This is a genomic window from Pseudoduganella sp. (assembly GCF_041914865.1).
Lineage (GTDB): Bacteria > Pseudomonadota > Gammaproteobacteria > Burkholderiales > Burkholderiaceae_D > Rugamonas.
The window spans coordinates 1-20,323 of the sequence record NZ_JAYSCO010000030.1 but is presented as its reverse complement, the minus strand read 5'-3'; the positions used below and the strand labels follow the sequence as shown (position 1 = coordinate 20,323).

At 59.9% G+C, this 20,323-nt stretch carries 22 protein-coding genes; 4 read left to right on the top strand and 18 right to left on the bottom strand.

Translation table 11 applies throughout. The features are described from left to right. Positions 1–1,063: Calx-beta domain-containing protein (locus ACE3TQ_RS15190; RefSeq protein WP_374583122.1), on the bottom strand; the 1,063-nt coding region annotated here is incomplete at its 3' end. A 259-nt stretch (positions 1,064–1,322) separates the two neighbouring features. On the opposite strand from ACE3TQ_RS15190, the gene ACE3TQ_RS15185 reads away from it, so the two are divergent. Together ACE3TQ_RS15185 and ACE3TQ_RS15180 are read left to right on the top strand one after the other, a co-directional pair. Further along, entirely contained in the window at positions 1,323–1,874 is a 552-nt protein-coding gene (locus ACE3TQ_RS15185; RefSeq protein WP_374583121.1) for a hypothetical protein, read from the top strand. Continuing rightward, positions 1,874–3,508 carry a PoNe immunity protein domain-containing protein gene (locus ACE3TQ_RS15180; protein ID WP_374583120.1) on the top strand — a complete coding sequence of 545 codons (1,635 nt, stop codon included), beginning with the start codon at positions 1,874–1,876 and terminating at the stop codon, positions 3,506–3,508. The genes ACE3TQ_RS15185 and ACE3TQ_RS15180 overlap by 1 nt, the downstream gene beginning before the upstream one ends. 1 nt (position 3,509) lies before the next feature. On the opposite strand, the gene ACE3TQ_RS15175 is transcribed toward ACE3TQ_RS15180, so the two are convergent. The 4 genes from ACE3TQ_RS15175 to ACE3TQ_RS15160 form a co-directional block, all read right to left on the bottom strand. Continuing rightward, positions 3,510–4,193, bottom strand: coding sequence for an SDR family NAD(P)-dependent oxidoreductase (locus ACE3TQ_RS15175; protein ID WP_374583119.1), 684 nt, complete (start codon positions 4,191–4,193; stop codon positions 3,510–3,512). Beyond that, positions 4,193–5,110, bottom strand: a complete 918-nt coding sequence (locus tag ACE3TQ_RS15170; protein WP_374583118.1) for a hypothetical protein — start codon at positions 5,108–5,110, stop codon at positions 4,193–4,195. Before ACE3TQ_RS15170 ends, ACE3TQ_RS15175 begins: the two co-directional genes overlap by 1 nt. 73 nt (positions 5,111–5,183) lie before the next feature. Next, positions 5,184–5,951: a LytR/AlgR family response regulator transcription factor gene (locus ACE3TQ_RS15165; RefSeq protein ID WP_374583117.1), complete on the bottom strand. Its 768-nt coding sequence runs from the start codon at positions 5,949–5,951 to the stop codon at positions 5,184–5,186. Next, positions 5,930–7,003 (bottom strand): sensor histidine kinase, encoded by a 1,074-nt coding sequence (locus ACE3TQ_RS15160; protein WP_374583116.1) that lies wholly within the window; start codon positions 7,001–7,003, stop codon positions 5,930–5,932. The genes ACE3TQ_RS15165 and ACE3TQ_RS15160 overlap by 22 nt, the downstream gene beginning before the upstream one ends. A gap of 138 nt (positions 7,004–7,141) precedes the next feature. On the opposite strand from ACE3TQ_RS15160, the gene ACE3TQ_RS15155 reads away from it, so the two are divergent. Continuing rightward, a complete protein-coding gene (locus ACE3TQ_RS15155; RefSeq protein ID WP_374583115.1) occupies positions 7,142–7,969 on the top strand; it encodes a DUF2306 domain-containing protein in 828 nt (275 codons plus the stop codon). A gap of 65 nt (positions 7,970–8,034) precedes the next feature. Next, positions 8,035–9,015, top strand: coding sequence for an Rpn family recombination-promoting nuclease/putative transposase (locus ACE3TQ_RS15150; RefSeq protein ID WP_374583114.1), 981 nt, complete (start codon positions 8,035–8,037; stop codon positions 9,013–9,015). Between the two features lie 68 nt (positions 9,016–9,083). On the opposite strand, the gene ACE3TQ_RS15145 is transcribed toward ACE3TQ_RS15150, so the two are convergent. The 13 genes from ACE3TQ_RS15145 to mnmG all read right to left on the bottom strand — a co-directional run. After that, positions 9,084–9,509 carry a F0F1 ATP synthase subunit epsilon gene (locus ACE3TQ_RS15145; RefSeq protein ID WP_374583113.1) on the bottom strand — a complete coding sequence of 142 codons (426 nt, stop codon included), beginning with the start codon at positions 9,507–9,509 and terminating at the stop codon, positions 9,084–9,086. A gap of 50 nt (positions 9,510–9,559) precedes the next feature. Beyond that, positions 9,560–10,960 (bottom strand): F0F1 ATP synthase subunit beta, encoded by a 1,401-nt coding sequence (atpD, locus tag ACE3TQ_RS15140; protein WP_374583112.1) that lies wholly within the window; start codon positions 10,958–10,960, stop codon positions 9,560–9,562. Positions 10,961–10,990: 30 nt separating this feature from the next. Further along, entirely contained in the window at positions 10,991–11,863 is an 873-nt protein-coding gene (gene atpG / locus ACE3TQ_RS15135) for a F0F1 ATP synthase subunit gamma (RefSeq protein ID WP_374583111.1), read from the bottom strand. Between the two features lie 53 nt (positions 11,864–11,916). Then, on the bottom strand, positions 11,917–13,458 hold the full coding sequence (atpA, locus tag ACE3TQ_RS15130) for a F0F1 ATP synthase subunit alpha (RefSeq protein WP_374583110.1): 1,542 nt from the start codon (positions 13,456–13,458) through the stop codon (positions 11,917–11,919). A gap of 42 nt (positions 13,459–13,500) precedes the next feature. Then, positions 13,501–14,034: a F0F1 ATP synthase subunit delta gene (locus ACE3TQ_RS15125; RefSeq protein ID WP_374583109.1), complete on the bottom strand. Its 534-nt coding sequence runs from the start codon at positions 14,032–14,034 to the stop codon at positions 13,501–13,503. Positions 14,035–14,036: 2 nt separating this feature from the next. Then, positions 14,037–14,507, bottom strand: coding sequence for a F0F1 ATP synthase subunit B (locus ACE3TQ_RS15120; protein WP_374583108.1), 471 nt, complete (start codon positions 14,505–14,507; stop codon positions 14,037–14,039). A gap of 40 nt (positions 14,508–14,547) precedes the next feature. After that, positions 14,548–14,829, bottom strand: coding sequence for a F0F1 ATP synthase subunit C (gene atpE / locus ACE3TQ_RS15115; protein WP_161024218.1), 282 nt, complete (start codon positions 14,827–14,829; stop codon positions 14,548–14,550). A gap of 72 nt (positions 14,830–14,901) precedes the next feature. Beyond that, entirely contained in the window at positions 14,902–15,708 is an 807-nt protein-coding gene (atpB, locus tag ACE3TQ_RS15110; protein WP_374583107.1) for a F0F1 ATP synthase subunit A, read from the bottom strand. 21 nt (positions 15,709–15,729) lie between these two features. After that, complete coding sequence (locus ACE3TQ_RS15105; RefSeq protein WP_374583106.1) at positions 15,730–16,107, bottom strand: ATP synthase subunit I; 378 nt, start codon at positions 16,105–16,107, stop codon at positions 15,730–15,732. Positions 16,108–16,343: 236 nt separating this feature from the next. Beyond that, positions 16,344–17,231 carry a ParB/RepB/Spo0J family partition protein gene (locus tag ACE3TQ_RS15100; protein WP_374583105.1) on the bottom strand — a complete coding sequence of 296 codons (888 nt, stop codon included), beginning with the start codon at positions 17,229–17,231 and terminating at the stop codon, positions 16,344–16,346. Positions 17,232–17,245: 14 nt separating this feature from the next. Then, positions 17,246–18,016, bottom strand: a complete 771-nt coding sequence (locus ACE3TQ_RS15095; protein WP_374583104.1) for a ParA family protein — start codon at positions 18,014–18,016, stop codon at positions 17,246–17,248. A gap of 87 nt (positions 18,017–18,103) precedes the next feature. Continuing rightward, positions 18,104–18,748, bottom strand: a complete 645-nt coding sequence (rsmG, locus tag ACE3TQ_RS15090; protein ID WP_374583103.1) for a 16S rRNA (guanine(527)-N(7))-methyltransferase RsmG — start codon at positions 18,746–18,748, stop codon at positions 18,104–18,106. Next, positions 18,748–20,323 (bottom strand): tRNA uridine-5-carboxymethylaminomethyl(34) synthesis enzyme MnmG (mnmG, locus tag ACE3TQ_RS15085; protein ID WP_374583102.1); only part of this gene is annotated, 1,576 nt, incomplete at its 5' end. The genes rsmG and mnmG, both read right to left, overlap by 1 nt.

Below are 20,323 nucleotides of genomic sequence, written 5' to 3'. Positions count from 1 at the left end.
TCGCCACGGTGACCTTGAAGCTCGCCACACCGGCCGGCACCACCACGATGCCAGTACCGGCATTCCCATTCTTCCACGCCACGCCATTGCTAAACGACAGCGTCCCATAATCACCTGCACTGGCGGTGCCACCTAGCGTCAAGGCATATTCCTGGCTGCTGCCACCGGCAGCGCTCATGGTGACCGTAAAGGACAGGCTGTTCCCCTCCACCACGCTACTATCGGCCGCAACCGTGCTTACCGTCGGCGCCGGCGGGGCCACCGAATCGTTGTCGCTGATGCTGATGACAGCCGTGTTGTCGGTAATCGCCGCCAGCGTGCTGTTCGACAGAACGACATTGAAGCTGCGCGCACCATCGACAAGCATGTTGTCGGTGATCGGCACCTGGAAAGTCTTGCTAGTCTGGCCCGCGGCAAAGGTCAGCTTGCCGCTGGCTGCCGTATAGTCGGTACCGGCACTGGCGGTGCCATTCCCAGTAGCATAATCAACGGTCACGGTATCCGAAGTCGCTTTGCTGAGTACCACCGTGATGGTGGCCATGCCGCTCCCCTCATTTACCGCCACATCGGCGACGGAGATCTGCGGCTGGTTGGCCAGGTAGGTATTCAGCGTCGACAGCAGGCCGGAAGTGGCCGCATTACCGGTCACCTTCCCCCCGGTAATGGTCAAGGCCTGGCCGTTAAACGTCAGGCCGATAAAGCTGTGCGGGTCGCCGTTAGTTTCCGTGAACGGATCAACCACATATGTACCAGTGCTGGTCGCCAGCGTATGCGAAGCGCCCTTGGCATAAAAGACAATCGTCGATACCGTCCCGCTAGGCGCACGCCAGTTGATCACGCCATCGATGGCGTGCTGCACCCCATTCGCATCGGTGACCAGGATCGTTCCCGAGTAATCGTTGCCCTGCGTGCCGCCAAACTGGCCATTGTCAGTGGACTGCACAAACTGCAAATTGCTCCAGCCCAGGGTGCTGAGCAACGATGCATTGGTGGACTCGTTGTTTTTCGAGTAATCACCGATAAAGCCATTGGCGAACGATACGGAAACGGTGGAAGTAGCCACTTCTGACCCCTTTGGTTGGATGGGGCAGGCGGAATTTTGGCCAGCGGGAAATTGGATAGACGGCAGTGGACGGGGCCATCTGTGATACCGCTGAGCCAGATTTGGGCAGGCGGCAAAAGAATGGAGAGATTCTCTACGGAAACGCCGCGTAAAGCAATCGCTTGTTTCCCCAAAACAACAAGGATTTGTAACGGGTGGGAGCTTCCCCCCCGCTGCCGGTCGGGTAAACTGTCAACACTAACAACAAAAGGTATTCACCATGCGCCGATTTGCGCCCATCGCCCTGTTTTTTGGCCTCACGGCATGCGGCGACAGCTACACGCCAGGCCCGCTTTACCAAGCCACCTCCGCCGACTGCGGCACCGCAGTCGATGCCGACACATTTGAACTGCCGCGCGGCATTACCGTATCGGCCACCAACGTCGTGCCATCATCCGAACCGGGGATCGAGATCGGCGTCAACTACATGCTGCCCCGCACCACCCAAGTGCAATTCGCCACCAAGCACTTCCAGGTCAGCCAGCCGAAGGGCGCGCTACTGGAGAACGCAACAGTGCTGAGCGTGTACCAGCGCCCGACTAATGGCAAAGCCGAAATGGTGGAAATCGTGCACGGCATGCCGCTGACCATGAATGCGGTGGGCACCAGCGACCACACCCAGCTGCGCTACCGCCTGCTCATCAAGGGCAAGATGCCGCAGCGCTTCGACCTGACCCCGCCGGATGTCATCATCGGCGGCAAGCGCTACGTCTCGCGCACTTACACCTACCGCTGGTTCGACGATAAGCAGTCGTACGGCATGTGCCGCTAATGGAATGCCGCCAGCAGTCGCTGGACCCGGCCTACTTTAGCCATGCGCTGGAGCAGTTCGGGAAATTCGAAGCGGAGCTCGAAGCCAGCCTGGCCGCCCACGCTGGCGATATCCAGCTGCAAAGTGAAACGTTGAAGTTGCATGGCGACCGGCTTTGGCAAGCGGTAATGCTGCGCTACAGCGCCGGCGAACAACTGGACCAACTGGCGCAAAGCCTGACCCAGGTCATCGAGGCCTACGAGCGTTACAGCATCACCTTCAATACGATTGAACGCGAAGTCTGGGACTCCGCCTTCACCATCCACCCCTACCAGCCCTATGCGGCCCACCTGGACTTGTGCGCGGCGTTGATTCTGTTTCGCCGCGAGGATTTGCTGCCCCGCTTCTTTGACCTGAACCGGGTACCGGAATACCACGGCATCGATTCGCCTTTCGAAACGTTGCGCGAATTCTACTTCCCTCACCGGCACTATTTCGGCACCTGTCGCTGGACCCAGTACGAGCCGCTGATGCATGCCTTGAATGGCCCCACCGCCGCTCAGCGCAGCCGCCGCATGGAGAAGTATGTGAAGGGCTGGTTCAGCGCGCGGCATGAAGAGGCGGCTGCGGCAGGCCAGACAGTTGCCGGGGCCTGGGCCATGTGCGCGGCCGCTTATGTTTACCTGTTCGACATCGACGATGGCATATTCCGCGATGAACCTGTGTATCCGAAAGACCTGGTCGACTATGCCCGCAGCCGTCCACGCACGGCACTCGGCTACATCGACGTACCGGGTTATGGGATCCACATCCCGCGCGACCAGGAACTGAACAGCCTGGCGTTCGTGCAAAGGCGCCGCCAACCCTTCCTGCCCGAACAAAGCTATCTAGACACATTGGAATGGTACGACAGGGAAGCCATCCTGCTGGAGGAGAGGCTAGCGGAACCAGACCATACCCCGCGCAGCCGGGCATCGCTGCTGGAAGGACGCGCCAACACGCTCTGGAACGTCTTCGAGCTGCGCTACACCGCTGGCGAGGACCTGGACCTGCTTGCCCAGTCCCTCAGCCAGGTGGTAGCGGCGTATGAGAACGCAGCCGATGTGGGCCATGAGGCCGCCGACGAGGATTACTACCCACCGATCATCCTGAATGACCTGATCGACGTCTATATCGAATACCTGAATCTGTTGTCGGCCGCTGTCCTGCTGCATCGGGACGACCTTATCCCGCGCATCTTCGGCCTGATCGAAGGAACCGACTTCGACGGGGCGGACGCCGTCATTGAGGACTTGCTGGGCTTTTACCTGCCAGGCCGCCCATCGCTGGACACCTGGTACTGGAAGACGCACACGCCATTGCTTGATGCGCTCGACCAGGAAACGCAAGCTGGGCGTGCCAAAAGCATGGCGAAGTATGTGGATGGCTGGTACCAATCGATGCGCGGCGCCGCCTGCTTCTGGGGCAAGCATGAAAAGCTCGAGCCTGGCTTTTCGCCGTATAACGGCTACTGGGCCATGTGCGCGGCGGCCTTCAGCTACCTGTACGAGATCGACGACAGCTCATATCGCGACAATATGGTGTACCCGAAAGCGATGGTCGATTTCGCGCGCAGCAAACCGCGCATTGCCAAGGCCCCAGCAACGGGCGCCTGATTCAAATGCAGGGCAGCGCAGCGCCGTGGATAGCGCGGGCGGCCGGACTGCACAGGAACAGGATCACATCGGCCAACGCCTCCGGCGCCACCCATTTGCTGCGGTCGGCGTTCGGCATGGCGGCGCGGTTCTCGGCGGTATCGATGGTACCGGGCAGTACGCAGTTGACGTTGATTCCCTGCCCGCGCAGTTCGGCTGACATGGACTCGGTCAGGCGGATCACCACATCCTTGCTGGCGCAGTAAGCCCCCATATTCGCCAGCCCCTGGCGCGCCGAGCCGGACGCGATATTCACCACCTTGCCGCCCTGCCCGTCCAGCATGCCGGGCACCACGGCCGCCACCGCATTACGCAGGCTACGCACGTTCAGGTCGAACAGCTCGTCCCACTGCGCATCGCTGGTTGCATGCACAGGCGTGCCCATGGCGAAGCCGCCGGCGATGTTGCACAGCGCATCGATGCGGCCGAAACGATCGGCGGCCGCGCGCGTTGCGGCGGCCACCGAGGCGGCATCGCGCAGGTCGGCGACGGCCAGCATGCGGCGCTCGCTGGCGGGACCGCAGGCCGCGGCCAGCCGTGCCAGGTCGCGGCCGAGCAGCACCGTGTTGGCGCCGGCCGCATCGAAAGCGCGCGCGACAGCGCTACCCAAGGCACCAGCGGCACCGGTAATGAAGATGGTAGCCATTACATTGCCTCCTTTGAGAGTTTGCTGATCGTGGATTCAATCAGTCCACGCACTTGCTGGCAATCCATCGATGCCAGGGTCGCAAGATCGCGCGTCCGGGCCGCGTCCTTGGCGATAAGATAGCCAAGGTAATAGCCGCGGCGGCGCGGCAGCTCGGTGGATTGCCCGGAACTCATCGTGAACAGCTCACCATACACAGCGCTATCTGAGCTGTCGAGTACGGAGGACAGCTGGCGCCACGCCTGCGGCAGCTTCTCACGCGTGCCGGCCGGCATGCCAGCCGGGAAGTTCAGCACGAGATCGGTTTCGCTCGCGCCCGGATTCAGTGCATGGGAAACATAGGTCGCCAGGCCTTCCAACCAAAGCTGGGGCCAAACCTTACCTTCGCCGCAACTGAAGCGTTCCGCATGCATCACATGGAACAGCTCATGGTGGAATAAGGGCGCAGCATTACCTTTCGGATTCACGTGGGCCAGCATATCCGCGCCGAAAATCAGGTGCAGCTTGCCATTCAGTTCGCGCGTGCCGCCGTCCATTTCGTAAAGCGAATGGATAACCGACGTCGGGACGTTCAGGCGGAAATCCGGGAAGGTCCTGGTATACGTTGACAGGTTCTGCTGCAAGGCGCCGCCAAATTTATCGGCCTTGTCCGTATAGGCCTCACGCAGCCTGGGGAAGGTTTCGATGGCATACGCGATTGACTCATCCAGTTTCTCCGGCGCCTTGCTACCGTAGAACTCAGGATACTGCGCCAGCAAGACCTTTTTCATGGCTGCCACCCGTTCCGGCATCGGCAATTGCGCCGATGCGTCGTAGGCCGCAGTAAAGGCCGGGGCAAGATTCCGGACTTCCGCCCCGGCGGCATGGGCGGTGGACAGTGCCAGCAAGGCGATGGCGGACAAAACGATTTTACGCATTGGGTGGCCAGGCAAAGGATATTGAAGTTACCATTTTATCCAGAATGCTTTAATGACAAGCAGATACTCCGAGCTACATCTGCCTGAAATGGTGCAGGTAGCTGCGGCTGACCGGCAGCAGTTCGCTGCGTCCATGCAGGTGCAGTTCCGCCGTTTCATTCACGCCGCGCACCATCTCCCTCACGTATTTCAGGTTGACGATGACCGAGCGGTGCGTTTGTACAAAATGCGCAGGATCAAGTTCTTCCGCCAGCTCGCGGATGCTTCTCCGGATCAGGGCCTCGCCATCGTCCCATGCAACGAGCGTGTACTTTTCCTCGGCCCGGATAAAGGCGACCTGGTCGACCGGGATCAGGCGCACGCTGCTGCCAACCGACGCCTTGATCCATTGCAGCCAGGCGCGCGCCGGCTGCTTTCCCATCGCCTGCGCGAAACGGCCAAGCGCCAGTTCAAGCGCGGCATGGTCGACCTCGCGGCGTACCAGCCTTTGCTGCAGGCGCTCGATGGTATCGGCCAACCGTACAGGGTCCAGCGGCTTAACCAGGTAGTCGATCGCGCCCTGGTCAAACGCCTGGATCGCATACTGTTCGAATGCCGTGACAAAGACCAGGTGGGCGCGGCGGGCCAGCGCTTGTGCCGCCTCGATGCCGTTCAGGCCAGGCATCTGGATGTCGAGGAACACCACGTCGGGCTGGTGCGCCTCGAACAGTTCGAGCACCTCGTGGCCGTTGCGGGCTTCGTCGACAACCTGCAGTTGTGGCCAGAGGCGCTGCAATTGCGCCCGCAAATGCTGGCGCAGCAATGGTTCATCGTCCGCGATCAAGGCAGTGATGGGCTGCATTCAATTTCCCTTGCTATGAAATGGCATTCGGCGCGCACGCCATGGGGCGCGACTTCGTGCAGGTCGAGGCGGGCGGACTCGCCGAACGCAGCACGCAGGCGCGTTCGGACATTGGCCAGGCCGGCGCCAGGTGCGGCCGATTCCGACATGCCGGCACCAGTGTCGGCAACCCAGGCAACGACGGCTCCTGTGGCGCGATCGCGGGTGGCGCCGACGTCGATCCTGCCGCCGGCGGTGGTGGGGTCGATACCGTGGCGTACCGCGTTTTCGACCAGCGTCAGCAACGCCATGGCGGGGAAGCGCAGGCCGGCCAGTTCGGGTGCGACCGACAGCGTGTATTCGAGGCGGTCCGGCATGCGCATGCGCATCAGGGCCAGGTAGGCTTCCACCAAGTGCAGCTCCTGCCCCAGCGTGGCGTCGGCATCGGCCAGGTGTGGCCCGGCCGCGCGCAGGTAGTTGATCAGGTGGCGCAGCACGGGGGCGGCGTTGGGCGACCCCGCTTCCACCAGGGCCTGGACATTGGCCAGCGTATTGAACAGGAAGTGCGGTTCAATCTGCGCCTGCAGCAGGCGCAGGCGGGCGTCCAGCAGGCTGCGCTCCAGCGCGTTCTTCTCGCTTTCCGCACGCGCCCGGTCCGCGCGTTCGCGCGCCTTGCGTTCGAAACGCAGCGCAATCGCGGCCGATGTAAGGCCACAGATCCACGCGACCACCGTCAGCACCACGAAGGCCGCTGCGCCCTGTGTTTTCTCGAGGTAGGGTCCGATGTTCGGCCACTCGGCAACGATAAAAGTGATCATCGACGCGACCGGCGCGAGCAGCGCTATCGCCAGCAAGCGCAACGCCGGGTGCCGCCGCGCGGTGCCATAAAAGGCGAACAGGAAAACCGCACCGATGAAGCCGATGCGCGCAAGCACTGGCAGGAAGGCTGTGGAAAACAGTGCCTTTAATCCCCAGGACAACTGCAGCACGATGAACAAGGCGATAGCTGACTGCCGCAAGGTCGGTGAACGATGCGGCAGGTGCGGGGCCGGTGCGGCGGGTTGGGTTGCCATTCGAGCACGATAATCGCTTCGCGCCCGTCATTCAAGCCCTGCAAACCGTCGTCCGTCGCACGATTTCCGCCCAAATGCGTCGCGCCCGCGCTCCCGCACTTATGGTGGAACAAACCACCCGTCCTTAAAGGAGTCCCTATGACAAGCGCCACAGCCGCCCTTCCCCGCCTCGCCCGCCCCAGTGCAATGGGCGCCTTGAAAGCAGTCGCCGCCTTCTGGTTCATCATTACTGCGCTTGGCCAATCGTTGTTCGTGCTCTACATATTGGGCTTTCATGGCCGCGCCATTGCGCTGGGCCAGCCCGAGCTGATGAACAAGGTTCTCCCCAAGGGCTACGTGCCTGGCGACACTGCCGGCAACCTGGCACTCGTCGTGCATGTGCTGTTCGCCGTGTTCATCATCGGCGGCGGGCTGCTGCAGCTTGTGCCGCAGTTCCGCATCCGCGCGCCGCGCATGCACCGCTGGAACGGCCGCCTCTACGTCACGCTGGCCGTCATATCGACCCTGGCCGGTACGCTGATGCTGGCGACGCGCGGCACGGTGGGAGGCCCCGTCATGCATGCCGGCATGCTGGTTGATGCCGTGCTGATCCTGCTGTTCGCCTGGCTGACGGTGCGCGAGGCACACGCCAAACGCCTGGACAGCCATCGCCGCTGGGCGCTGCGCCTGTTCATGACCGTGAGTGCAGTATGGTTCTTCCGCATCGGCCTGATGGCCTGGCTGCTGCTCAACGGCGGCCCTGCAGGTTTCGACCCCGGAACCTTCCGCGGCCCCTTCCTGGATGTGCTGGCGTTCGCGCAGTACCTGTTGCCGCTTGCCGTGCTGGAGCTTTACCTGCGCGCGCGCAGCAGCGCCAATGCACGGCTTCAGGGCGTCACGGCAGCCCTGCTGGCCGGCGCAACGCTGCTCATGTGCGTCGGCATTTTTGGCGCCACTATGGGCATGTGGTTACCGCGTTTGTCATGACGAATGCGCCTGGCCTTTGCGCCAGGTCAACGCAGGCCCATGCGGCTGGGCCTTAGACTCGACGCATGCCGACCGCCCTGCCCCCCGCCCGTTACGATGCGCCCTGGAAGGCTGCGCTGAGGCACGCCTTCCCCGCCTTCATGGCCTTCTATTTCCCGGCACTCTACGCGCAGATCGACTGGTCGCAACGCCCCCGCTTCCGCGACAAAGAGCTGGCGCAAATCGGCTTTGGCGACGCACCCGGCGGCATGGTGGCGGACATGCTGGTCGAGGTCTGCCTGCGCGACAGCGCGGAAAGGGTGCTGCTGCATATAGAGGTGCAGTCGCAGTTCGACGCCAGCCTGCCGGAACGCATGTTCGACTATAGCGTCCGAATCTTCGGTGAATACCGGCTGCACGTTGCCAGCCTGGTCCTGTTGGCGGACGAAGACCCGGGCTGGCGCCCGCAGGATTTCCACGTCGGGGCCCTTGGCACAGTATTGGGCATCTCTTTCGCCACCGCTAAGCTGTTGGACTACGACGAAGGCGAGCTGTTTGCAGCAAACAACCCGTTTGCTCTGGTCACGCTGGCGCATTTGAGCTCCCAGCGGGAACGACATGATGCTGACGCCTTGCTGGCATCAAAGCTGCGGCTCACGCGCCTGCTATACGAACGGGGATGGAGCAAACGGCGCATAATCGCCATGTTCAAGGTAATCAATTGGATGATGGTATTGCCCGAACCGCAGCAAGCGCGCTACTGGCACGCCGTCCTCAAGCTGGAGAAGGAGCGCAAGATGGAACTGATTACTCCCCTGGAACAATGGTTTATGGACAAAGGCTGGAAGAAGGGTGTGCAGCATGGCCTGGAACAAGGCCATGAGAAGGGGCGCATGGAAGGCTGGCGGGAAGGCGCAGCCGAGCTGCTGGCGCGGCAGCTCACCCAGCGTTTCGGGCCGCTGCCGCAGGCCATACGCAAGCGCCTCGATAGGGCCAGCATGGAGCAACTGGAAGCCTGGAGCGACGCCATACTGGAAGCGCAATCGCTGAAGGAAGTGTTCGAGTAGGCGCCGGCCGGCGCCAAAACAAAAAAGGCAGCCGAGGCTGCCTTTCCGATGCTGCACGATGAAGAGGATTAGCCCTTGATCTTGCGCAGTTTTGCGATTGCTGCCAGCTGGCCGATAGCCGCTGCCAGTTCCGCTTGTGCTTTCGCGTAGTCGATGCCAGTCTTGTTGTTGGCCAGGTTTTCTTCCGCCAGCTTCTTGGCGGCTTCTGCCTTGGCTTCATCCAGGTCATGACCACGGATCGCGGTGTCAGCCAGGACCGTCACAGCGTTTGGCTGCACTTCCAGCAGGCCGCCGGCGACGAAGACGAACTCTTCTTCAGCCTGGCCTGGAACCTGGATGCGCACCGCGCCTGGACGGATACGGGTGATCAGCGGGGTGTGCTTCGGGTAGATACCCAGCTCGCCCTGCTCGCCCGGCAACGCCACGAAAGTCGCTTCGCCCGAGAAGATTTGCTCTTCGGCCGAAACCACATCAACGTGAATAGTGTTTGCCATGTTTGTCCTCAGTGCGCAGTCCCGCAGGGCGGGACTGCTTCAACCCGAAATTAGCCCAGTTTCTTGGCTTTTTCGATGGCTTCTTCGATGGTACCAACCATGTAGAAGGCCTGTTCTGGCAGGTGGTCCAGTTCGCCGGAAGCGATCATCTTGAAGCCCTTGATCGTGTCTTTCAGCGAAACGTACTTACCTGGGGAACCGGTAAACACTTCAGCAACGTGGAACGGCTGGGACAGGAAACGCTGCATCTTACGTGCGCGAGCAACGACCAGCTTGTCTTCTGGAGCCAGTTCGTCCATACCCAGAATCGCGATAATGTCACGCAGTTCTTTGTAGCGCTGCAGGGTGCCCTGTACGGCACGTGCGGTGTTGTAGTGCTCTTCGCCCACAACCAGCGGGTCCAGCTGGCGGGAGGTCGAATCCAGTGGGTCAACCGCAGGGTAGATACCCAGGGCGGCGATGTCACGGGACAGAACGACGGTCGAGTCCAGGTGGCCGAAGGTGGTTGCTGGGGATGGGTCGGTCAAGTCGTCCGCTGGAACGTAGACGGCCTGGATCGAGGTGATCGAACCGGTCTTGGTGGAGGTAATACGCTCCTGCAGACGGCCCATTTCTTCAGCCAGGGTCGGCTGGTAACCCACTGCGGAAGGCATACGGCCCAGCAGTGCGGACACTTCGGTACCGGCCAGGGTGAAGCGGTAGATGTTGTCCACGAAGAACAGAACATCACGGCCTTCGTCACGGAACGACTCAGCGATGGTCAGACCGGTCAGCGCCACGCGCAGACGGTTGCCAGGAGGTTCGTTCATCTGACCGTAAACCATTGCCACTTTGGAGTTGGCTGGGTTTTCCAGGTCAACCACTTTGGCGTCGGCCATTTCGTGGTAGAAGTCGTTACCTTCACGGGTACGCTCACCAACACCGGCGAACACGGACAGACCCGAGTGCGCTTTAGCGATGTTGTTGATCAGTTCCATCATGTTCACGGTCTTGCCCACACCTGCACCGCCGAACAGACCAACCTTACCACCCTTAGCGAATGGGCAGACCAGGTCAATAACCTTGATGCCGGTTTCCAGCAGGTCTTGGGATGGGGACAGTTCGTCGTAAGCAGGAGCCACGCGGTGGATCGAAGCAGTCTGCTCGTGGGAGACAGGACCGCATTCGTCGATCGGGTTGCCCAGCACGTCCATAATACGGCCCAGGGTAGCTTTACCCACTGGTACCATGATTGGTTTGCCGGTGTTCTGGATGGTCATGCCGCGACGCAGACCGTCGGAGGAGCCCAGAGCAATGGTACGGACCACGCCGTCACCCAACTGCTGTTGCACTTCCAGGGTCAGCTCGGAGCCTTCCATTTTCAGCGCGTCAAAAACCTTAGGCATCGCGTTGCGTGGGAACTCAACGTCCACCACAGCGCCGATACACTGAACGATTTTGCCATCAGCCATGTTCGTTCCTTCAAATATAGTTAAATTCGTTTAAACCGCTGCCGCACCGGCGACGATTTCAGACAGTTCTTTGGTAATTGCAGCCTGGCGGGTCTTGTTGTAGACCAGCTTCAGCTCACCGATCACATTACCGGCGTTATCCGATGCGGCTTTCATCGCCACCATACGGGCCGATTGCTCGGATGCCAGGTTTTCTGCAACCGCCTGGTACACCAGCGCTTCAATGTAGCGCTCCAGCAGTTCGTCGATCACGGAAGCTGCGTCCGGCTCGTAGATGTAGTCCCAGTTGTGGGAGTGCTCATCGGCCTTCATCTTGTCCGCGGTCAGCGGCAGCAGCTGCTCGACCATCGGCTCTTGCTTCATCGTGTTGATGAACTTGGTGTAGCACAGGTAGACGGCGTCCAGTTTGCCTTCCTGGAATTTCTCCAGCATCACTTGCACTGGGCCGATCAGCTTTTCCAGGTGCGGCGTGTCGCCGATCTGGGTAGCTTGCGCGACCACTGGTACACCGATGCGGTTCAGGAAGCCCAAACCTTTATTACCAACTGCTACTGCTTCAATCTTGTTGCCCGCAGCTTCCAGCTCTTTGGTCTTGTTGGTCACCATACGCAGGACGTTGGTGTTCAAACCGCCGCACAGACCCTTGTCGGTCGTGACGACGATAAAGCCCACAGCCTTGGCTTCCGTCTTGGCTTCAGCCAGGAACGGGTGCGTGTACTCGGGGTTGGCATTTGCCAGGTTCGCAGCGATATTACGAATCTTGTCACTGTACGGACGGGCGGCGCGCATACGATCTTGCGCCTTGCGCATTTTCGATGCAGCGACCATTTCCATCGCCTTGGTGATCTTCTTCGTATTCTCTACGCTCTTGATCTTGCCACGTATCTCTTTGCCTACTGCCATGAGTCCTTACTCCTTTGCGCTAGTAGGCGGCCCTTGTCCAGGGCCGCCGTGTATTAGATTGCGAAGGATTTCTTGAAATCAGCAATGGCGGCCGACAGCGCAGCTTCGCCGTCTTTGTCCAGTTGCTTGGTTTCTTCGATCTTGGCCAGCAGTGCGGAGTGCTTGGTCTTCAGGAACGAGTGCAGTTCGGCTTCGAAGGCCAGCACGCGCTTGACAGGTACGTCGTCCAGGAAGCCCTTGTTCACGGCGAACAGCGATGCACCCATCAGGGAGATCGGCAGCGGCGAGTACTGGGTCTGCTTCAGCAGTTCGGTCACGCGGGCACCGCGGTCCAGCTGCTTACGGGTCGATTCGTCCAGGTCGGAAGCGAACTGCGCGAACGCAGCCAGTTCACGGTACTGTGCCAGGTCGGTACGGATACCGCCGGACAGGTTCTTGATGACCTTGGTCTGCGCAGCACCACCAACGCGGGACACCGAGATACCTGCGTTAATCGCAGGACGGATACCGGAGTTGAACAGCGAGGTTTCCAGGAAGATCTGGCCGTCGGTAATCGAAATCACGTTGGTTGGAACGAACGCCGAAACGTCGCCAGCCTGGGTTTCAATGATCGGCAGCGCGGTCAGGGAACCGGTCTTACCTTTGACTTCACCCTTGGTGAAGGCTTCCACGTAGTCGGCGTTCACGCGGGCAGCGCGTTCCAGCAGACGGGAGTGCAGGTAGAACACGTCGCCTGGGTATGCTTCGCGGCCTGGTGGGCGGCGCAGCAGCAGGGAGATCTGACGGTAAGCAACTGCTTGCTTGGACAGGTCGTCGTACACGATCAGGGCGTCTTCACCGCGGTCGCGGAAGTATTCGCCCATGGTGCAACCGGAGTAAGCCGAGATGTACTGCATTGCTGCCGATTCCGAAGCGGAAGCTGCCACAACAATGGTGTACTCCATCGCGCCGTGCTGTTCCAGGGAACGCACGATGTTCTTGATGGTCGATGCTTTCTGGCCGATAGCAACGTAGATACAGGTCATGCCCTGGCCTTTTTGGTTGATGATCGCATCAACCGCAACGGCGGACTTACCGGTCTGACGGTCGCCAATGATCAGCTCACGCTGGCCACGGCCGATTGGTACCATCGCGTCGATCGACTTCAGGCCGGTCTGCATAGGCTGGCCGACGGACTCACGGGCGATAACGCCTGGAGCGATCTTCTCGATTGGCGAGGTCATCTTGGCGTTCACAGGACCTTTGCCGTCGATCGGCTGGCCCAGCGCGTTCACCACGCGGCCGCGCAGTTCAGGACCGACTGGAACTTCCAGGATGCGGCCGGTGCACTTTACGGTGTCGCCTTCGGAGATGTGCTCGTAGGCGCCCAGGATAACGGCACCAACGGAGTCACGCTCCAGGTTCATTGCCAGACCAAAGGTGTTGCCTGGGAATTCCAGCATCTCACCTTGCATCACGTCCGACAGGCCGTGGATGCGGCAGATACCGTCTGCTACGGAAATTACGGTGCCTTGATTGCGCACTTCAGCGCCGCCGTCAATGCCTTGGATCCGGCTCTTGATCAGCTCGCTGATTTCGGATGGGTTGAGTTGCATACTAACTCCTAAATGTTTTCTCTCTAGCTGTCGCGGTGCCGATTAGGCGACCAGCGCGGAACGCAGCTGCTGCAGCTTGGCGCTAACCGAAGTGTCCAGCACTTCGTCGCCAACCACGACGCGTACGCCACCGATCAGCGAAGGATCGATAGTCACGACGGGTTTCAGCTTGCGGCTGAATTTCTTTTCCAGCGTCTTGATCAGCTCGGCCACTTGGGCTTCGCTCATGTCGAATGCGCTCGTGATTTCGGCGTCTGCCGCACCTTCGGCTGCATTCTTCAGCAGCGCGAATTGGGCGCCGATTTCCGGCAGCAGTGCGATACGACCGTTTTCGATCAGCATCGAGAGGAAGTTGTTCGCTTCCGCGTTGAGCGGCGATTTCAGCAAGGCCTTGATGGCTGCGATGACATCGCTATCCAGAACTTTTGGATTGCGGGCATATGCCAGCACCTCTTCATGCGAACCGATCTGGGCCAGTTCGGACACCAGATCGGACCACTGCGCGAGGTTGCCAGCCTGGGCTACGCGGAAGAGGGCTTCCGCGTAAGGACGGGCGACGGTTGCGAGCTCTGCCATAATCAGAGCTCGGTAGCCAGGCGAGACAGCAGGTCAGCGTGAGCCGACGCGTTGACTTCGCGCTTCAGGATTTGCTCGGCGCCCTTCACAGCCAGGTCAGCCACTTGGCCACGCAGTGCTTCGCGGGCCTGGGTTACTTGCTGCTCGGCTTCAGCTTTAGCTTGTGCCACGATACGGGCAGCTTCGGCTTGTGCGTTTGCTTTGATTTCTTCTGCGACCAGTTGCGCGCGCTTGTCGGCGTCTGCGACTACCTGGGCTGCGTCGGCTTTTGCCGACGCCAGGAAGGCGGCGGCTTGCTTTTCAGCTTGCTCGCCGGCCATCTTGCCCTGGTCAGCCGCAGCCAGACCGTCTGCAATACGCTTGGCACGCTCATCCAGCGCATTGTTCAGCGCCGGGAATACGAACTTCATCGAGAACCAAACGAGCACCGCGAAGGTGATCATTTGTCCGAGAAGCGACATATTGATGTTCATACCTTGCTCCTAAAAGTTTTCTCCAGGTTTAGGAGAAAGATTACTGAGCAACAGCAGCGGTGATAGCGGTCAGGAATGGGTTGTTGAAGGTGAACAGCAGAGCAACACCAACGCCGATCATGGAGATCGCGTCCAGCAGACCAGCGATAACGAACAGTTTGGTTTGCAGTTGTGGCATCAGTTCAGGCTGACGTGCGGAAGCTTCCAGGAACTTGCCGCCCAGGATAGCGAAGCCGAGTGCGGTGCCGATGGCGCCCAGGCCGATGATGATTGCCACTGCCAGAACGGTCATGCCTTGTACTTGTGCGATCAGAGCTTGCATTAGATTTCTCCTAATTTAAAAAAAACGAAAATACCAAAAAACTAAAACCAAATACTACGAATAAGTTGCTGATTAGTGCTTCTCAACCGCGAGGGCCAGGTACACAACCGTCAACGCCATAAACACAAACGCTTGCAGAGTCACAACCAGAATGTGGAAGATTGCCCATGGAGCACCCAGCATCCACTGTGCCCACCATGGCAGCAGTGCGATCAGGATGAAGATCAGTTCGCCGGCGTACATGTTGCCGAACAGTCGCAGCGACAGGGAAATTGGTTTTGCAAACAGTTCCAGCATCTGGAAGATGAAGTTCACCGGTGCCAGCAGGATGGTGCCGACCGCGCCGTGCGCGTGGAATGGTGCGGTGAACAGCTCTTTACCCCAGCCGCCTACGCCTTTGGCCTTGATCGAGAAACCGATGATGCAGATCAGCACGCCGAAGGACATGCCGAAAGTGTGGTTCACGTCGGCGGTCGGCACGACACGCAGGTAGTTCACGCCAGCGTAGCTCAGCAGCTTAGGCAGCAGGTCGACCGGCAGGAAGTCCATCGCGTTCATCAGCCAGACCCACACGAAGATGGTGATGGCCAGAGGCGCGATCACAGCCGATTTGGCGTGGAAAGCGGAGTTGACGGTGTCATTGACCAGTTCCATGACCCATTCAACGAAGTTCTGCAGCTTGCCTGGCACGCCGGCGGTGGCGCGCTTGGAAGCCATGTAGAAAATACCCAGGAACACGAAGCCCAGGATCAGGGAGATCCAGAAGGTGTCCAGGTTGAAGTCAGCTGGAGTTGCACCAGTGCTGTTGTGGGTCAGGTGGTGCTGGATGTACTCGGTGGCATTTGCCGGGGCCGCGTGGCCGCCATGTTCAGTAGTCATAGGTCCGAATCTTATAAATGGTTAAATCTTGAGCAGTGACAGCCAGTAAGCCAGGGTCGCCACTACGAATCCCAGGATCAGCCACATCCAGGCGGCTGACTTAAACAGCACCAGTGCGCAAATAAACAGCACTGCCGTTACAAATACCTTCAGCATCTCGGCGCGGAAGTGCGTCCGAAATGCTTTCTTTGCATCATCGTTGCCGCGCATCACCATCAAGGCGTACACCAGGCTACCGATTACTGCCATACCGCCGCCCACGGCTGCGGACCAGCCTTTATCCACCCCGGCGAAAAGCGCCACGGTAGCGGAAAAAAGGACGGCGATTGTTAATTGCAGGGCAACTACTCGGAAGACAGGCCAGGCGATACTTCTCGAAGAATCACTCACTTGCCACATTCCTAAAGACCCAAAGACACGGGATTATAGATGGTTTACATGACCAAGGTCAAACATGGTGCATTGCAAAAAGCACCTCTAACAACAACGTATTCTGCTGAAAAAGTGGGCATCTGGCGATTACTCCCGAGGTAATCGAACCCGGTAAGGCCGGGTCAGACCCAAGGGTCTGACCCCTCCACTACACGCCGCGCAGACAGGGTCAGACCCTTGGGTCTGACCCTGGTTTACCGGGGTTAGCCGCGCAAACGCGCAATCACCCCATCAAGGACATCCAGGTCGGCAAAGTCGATAATCATCTGCCCCCTGCCCTTCGCCCCCATCTTAAAGACGACAGAAGTTGCCAAGGTATCAGACAGCTCCTCCTCCAGCCGCTTGATATCCCCCGACTTCTCCTTAGCGCGGGCAACCGGCTTAGCCTTAGCCTCCTCCATATGGTTGTGGACAAGTTTCTCGGTTTCCCGCACCGACAAACGTTTCGCAATAACAACATTCGCCAAAGCAATCTGCGACGCCGCATCCACCGCCAGCAGCGCACGCGCGTGGCCCATATCGATATCCCCAGCCATCAGCATGGTCTGCACCGGCTCCGCCAGGTTCAGCAAGCGCAGCAGGTTCGACACCGCCGAGCGCGAACGTCCCACCGCCTGGGCGGCTTGCTCATGGGTAAACGAAAAGTCCGTGATCAGGCGATGGATGCCCTGCGCCTCTTCCAGCGGATTCAAATCCTCGCGCTGGATGTTCTCGATCAGGGCCATCGCCGCCGCGGTCGTGTCATCCACATCCTTGACCAGGACCGGCACAGTTTCCAAACCGGCAAGCTGCGCCGCACGGAAGCGGCGCTCGCCCGCGATGATTTCATATTTGACATGACCGGTCGGCTTATCGATCCCCACCGGACGCACCAGCAGCGGCTGGATGATGCCCTGGGTCTTGATCGATGCCGCCAGCTCCGCCAGGCCACCCTCATCCATCTGGGTACGCGGCTGGTATTTACCGGCTTGCAGGAATTGCACCGACATCTCGGATGGAGTCGGATGCGAAGTTGGATTGGACGGATCTTCGTCGCCACCGAGCAGCGCATCCAGACCGCGGCCGAGGCCTTTCATTTTTTTAGTTGCCATTGTGGATAACTCGATTACATTTTCTTGATACGTTTAACCATCTCCGCGCCGAAGGCGATGTAAGCCTGCGCCCCCTTCGACGCCGGGTCAAAGGTCACGCCCGGCATGCCATAGGACGGCGCCTCGGCCAGTCGCACATTACGCGGAATAATCGTCTTGAACACCTTGTCGCCGAAGTGCTGCTCCAGCTGGGCCGACACTTGCTGCGACAGCGTCATGCGCGGATCGAACATCACACGCAGCAGGCCGATGATCTTCAAATCCGGATTCAGGTTGGCGTGCACCTTCTTGATGGTGTTCACCAGGTCCGACAAACCTTCCAGCGCGTAATACTCGCACTGCATCGGGATGATCACACCATGCGCCGCGCACAAGCCATTCAAAGTCAGCATCGACAATGCAGGCGGACAATCGATCAGGACGAAGTCATAGTCTTTGGCAACCAGGGCCAGCGCATCGCGCAGGCGGCGCTCGCGGTTCTCCAGCTCCACCATCTCCACCTCGGCGCCGGCCAGCTCGCGGTTGGCAGGCAGCACATCGAAGCGCCCTGCTTCCGAACGCTGGCGCGCAGTCGCAATGTCGGCAGTGCCGAGCAGGACTTCATAGGTGGAGGATTGCAGGCCCGCCTTGTTGATGCCAGCGCCCATAGTCGCGTTGCCCTGCGGGTCGAGGTCAACCAGCAACACTCGCTGATTAAGTTTGGCCAGGCCGGCGGCCAGGTTAACAGTCGTGGTAGTCTTACCTACGCCGCCCTTTTGATTTGCTACACAGAAAATTTTGGCCATGTATGGTCGAAATGTTTTATATTGTTTAAACCGTTTATACTATTTATCTCGTATAAACGATTAATATTATTTATACCGTTTATACAGTTATACTCTGCCGATGAAAACCAGGTGGCGCTGCGCGTCCAATCCCGGTACGTTCAATGGCTGTAGCTCGTTCACTTTCCAGGGGTCTGGCAGTCGCTCGCGTTCCTCCGCCGGCGCCGTGCCTTTCAGGGCGATGAATTGCCCGCCCTCCGCCAGCAGGTGCCCGGACCAGTTCACAAAATCGCTCAGGTCCGCAAAAGCCCGCGAGGTGATGACGTCGTAAAGCGTCTTGACCTGCAGTTCCTGCACCTTCTTCGTGTACACCGTGACGTTGCCCAGCTCCAGCTCTGCCTTCACCTGGTTCAGGAAGGCGGTCTTCTTGTGCACGATGTCGATCATCGACACTTTCATGTCCGGCCGTGCAATGGCCAGCACCATGCCCGGCAAACCGCCCCCTGCCCCAACATCCAGCACATTCTGCGCGCCCTTGAAGGCCGGCACAGCCGCCAGCGAATCCAGCACGTGCAAGGTCATCATCTCCATCGGGTCGCGCACGGCCGTCAGGTTGTACACCTTATTCCACTTGTTCAGCAGGGCCAGGTAGTCCAGCAGTTTTTCCTGCTGTGCTTCACTCAGGCCCAGGTCCAGTTGCTCAACACCATTCTTCAATACCAGCGCCAAAGCGGCGCGATCAAACACCGCCATCAAGCCGCCTCATCTTTCAGCGTAACGAAACCGCCGTAGCCGGCCTTCTTCAGGTGCACCAGCAGCAGCGAAATCGCGGCCGGCGTCACACCCGAAATACGCGAAGCCTGGCCCAGGGTTTCCGGGCGATGCTTCTGCAGCTTCTGGCGCACTTCCATCGACAGCGCCGTGATCTCAGCGTAGTTGAAACCTTCCGGCAGCTTCAGGTTCTCGTAATGCTCATGGCGCTCCACTTCGCGCAGCTGGCGATCGATATAGCCCGAATACTTCAGGGTGATCTCGATCTGTTCTTTCACCGCCTCGTCCGTCACGCCCGGACCGGCCAGCGGCTGGCCTTCGGTACCGGTCATGGTCATCAGTTTTTCGTACTCGACGCCCGGACGACGCAGCAGGTCCGCCAGCGAATACTCGCGTTCAATCGCCTGGCCAATCACACGCTCAGACTCGGCAGCGGCCAGGATGCGCGGGTTGACCCAGGTCGATTTCAAGCGCTCCAGCTCGCGCGCCACCGACTCACGCTTACGGTCGAAAGCCTCCCACTGCGCATCGCCAACCACGCCCAGCTTACGCCCGATTTCTGTCAGGCGCATGTCAGCGTTGTCCTCACGCAGGCTCAAGCGGTATTCCGCACGGCTGGTGAACATACGGTAAGGCTCCTGCACGCCCTGGGTCACCAGGTCATCCACCAGTACGCCCAGGTAGGCTTCCGAACGCGCCGGCGTCCAGGCCTCTTCGCCCTTGGTTTGCAGTGCTGCGTTGATACCCGCCAGCATGCCCTGCGCCGCCGCTTCCTCGTAGCCGGTGGTGCCGTTGATCTGGCCGGCGAAGAACAGGCCGTTGATCGCCTTGGTTTCCAGCGAAGCTTTCAAGCCGCGCGGATCGAAATAGTCGTACTCGATGGCGTAGCCAGGACGCAGGATGTGCGCGTTCTCCAGACCCTTCATCGAACGCACCAGCTCAATCTGCACATCGAATGGCAGGCTGGTCGAAATACCGTTCGGGTAGAACTCGTGGGTTGTCAGGCCTTCCGGTTCCAGGAAGATCTGGTGCGATTCCTTGGCCGAGAAGCGATGGATCTTGTCCTCGATCGACGGGCAATAGCGCGGGCCAACACCCTCGATCACGCCGGTGTACATCGGGCTGCGATCCAGGCCGCCACGGATAATGTCGTGGGTTTTCTGATTGGTGTGGGTCACCCAGCACGGCAGCTGCTGCGGATGCATGGAAGCATTGCCCATCACCGAGAACACCGGCACCGGATCCAGGTCGCCCGGCTGCTCAGTCATTTGCGAGAAATCGATGCTGCGGCCATCGATACGCGGCGGCGTGCCGGTCTTCAGGCGGCCCTGCGGCAGCTTCAATTCCTTCAGGCGCGCCGACAGCGAGATCGCCGGCGGATCGCCCGCCCGGCCAGCCGAGAAGTTCTGCAAGCCGACGTGGATCTTCCCGTCCAGGAAAGTGCCGGCGGTCAGCACGACGGCGCGGCCCAGGAACTTCAGGCCGATCTGGGTGACGGCGCCGACCACGCGGTCGCCCTCCACCATCAGGTCATCCACCGCCTGCTGGAACAGCCAC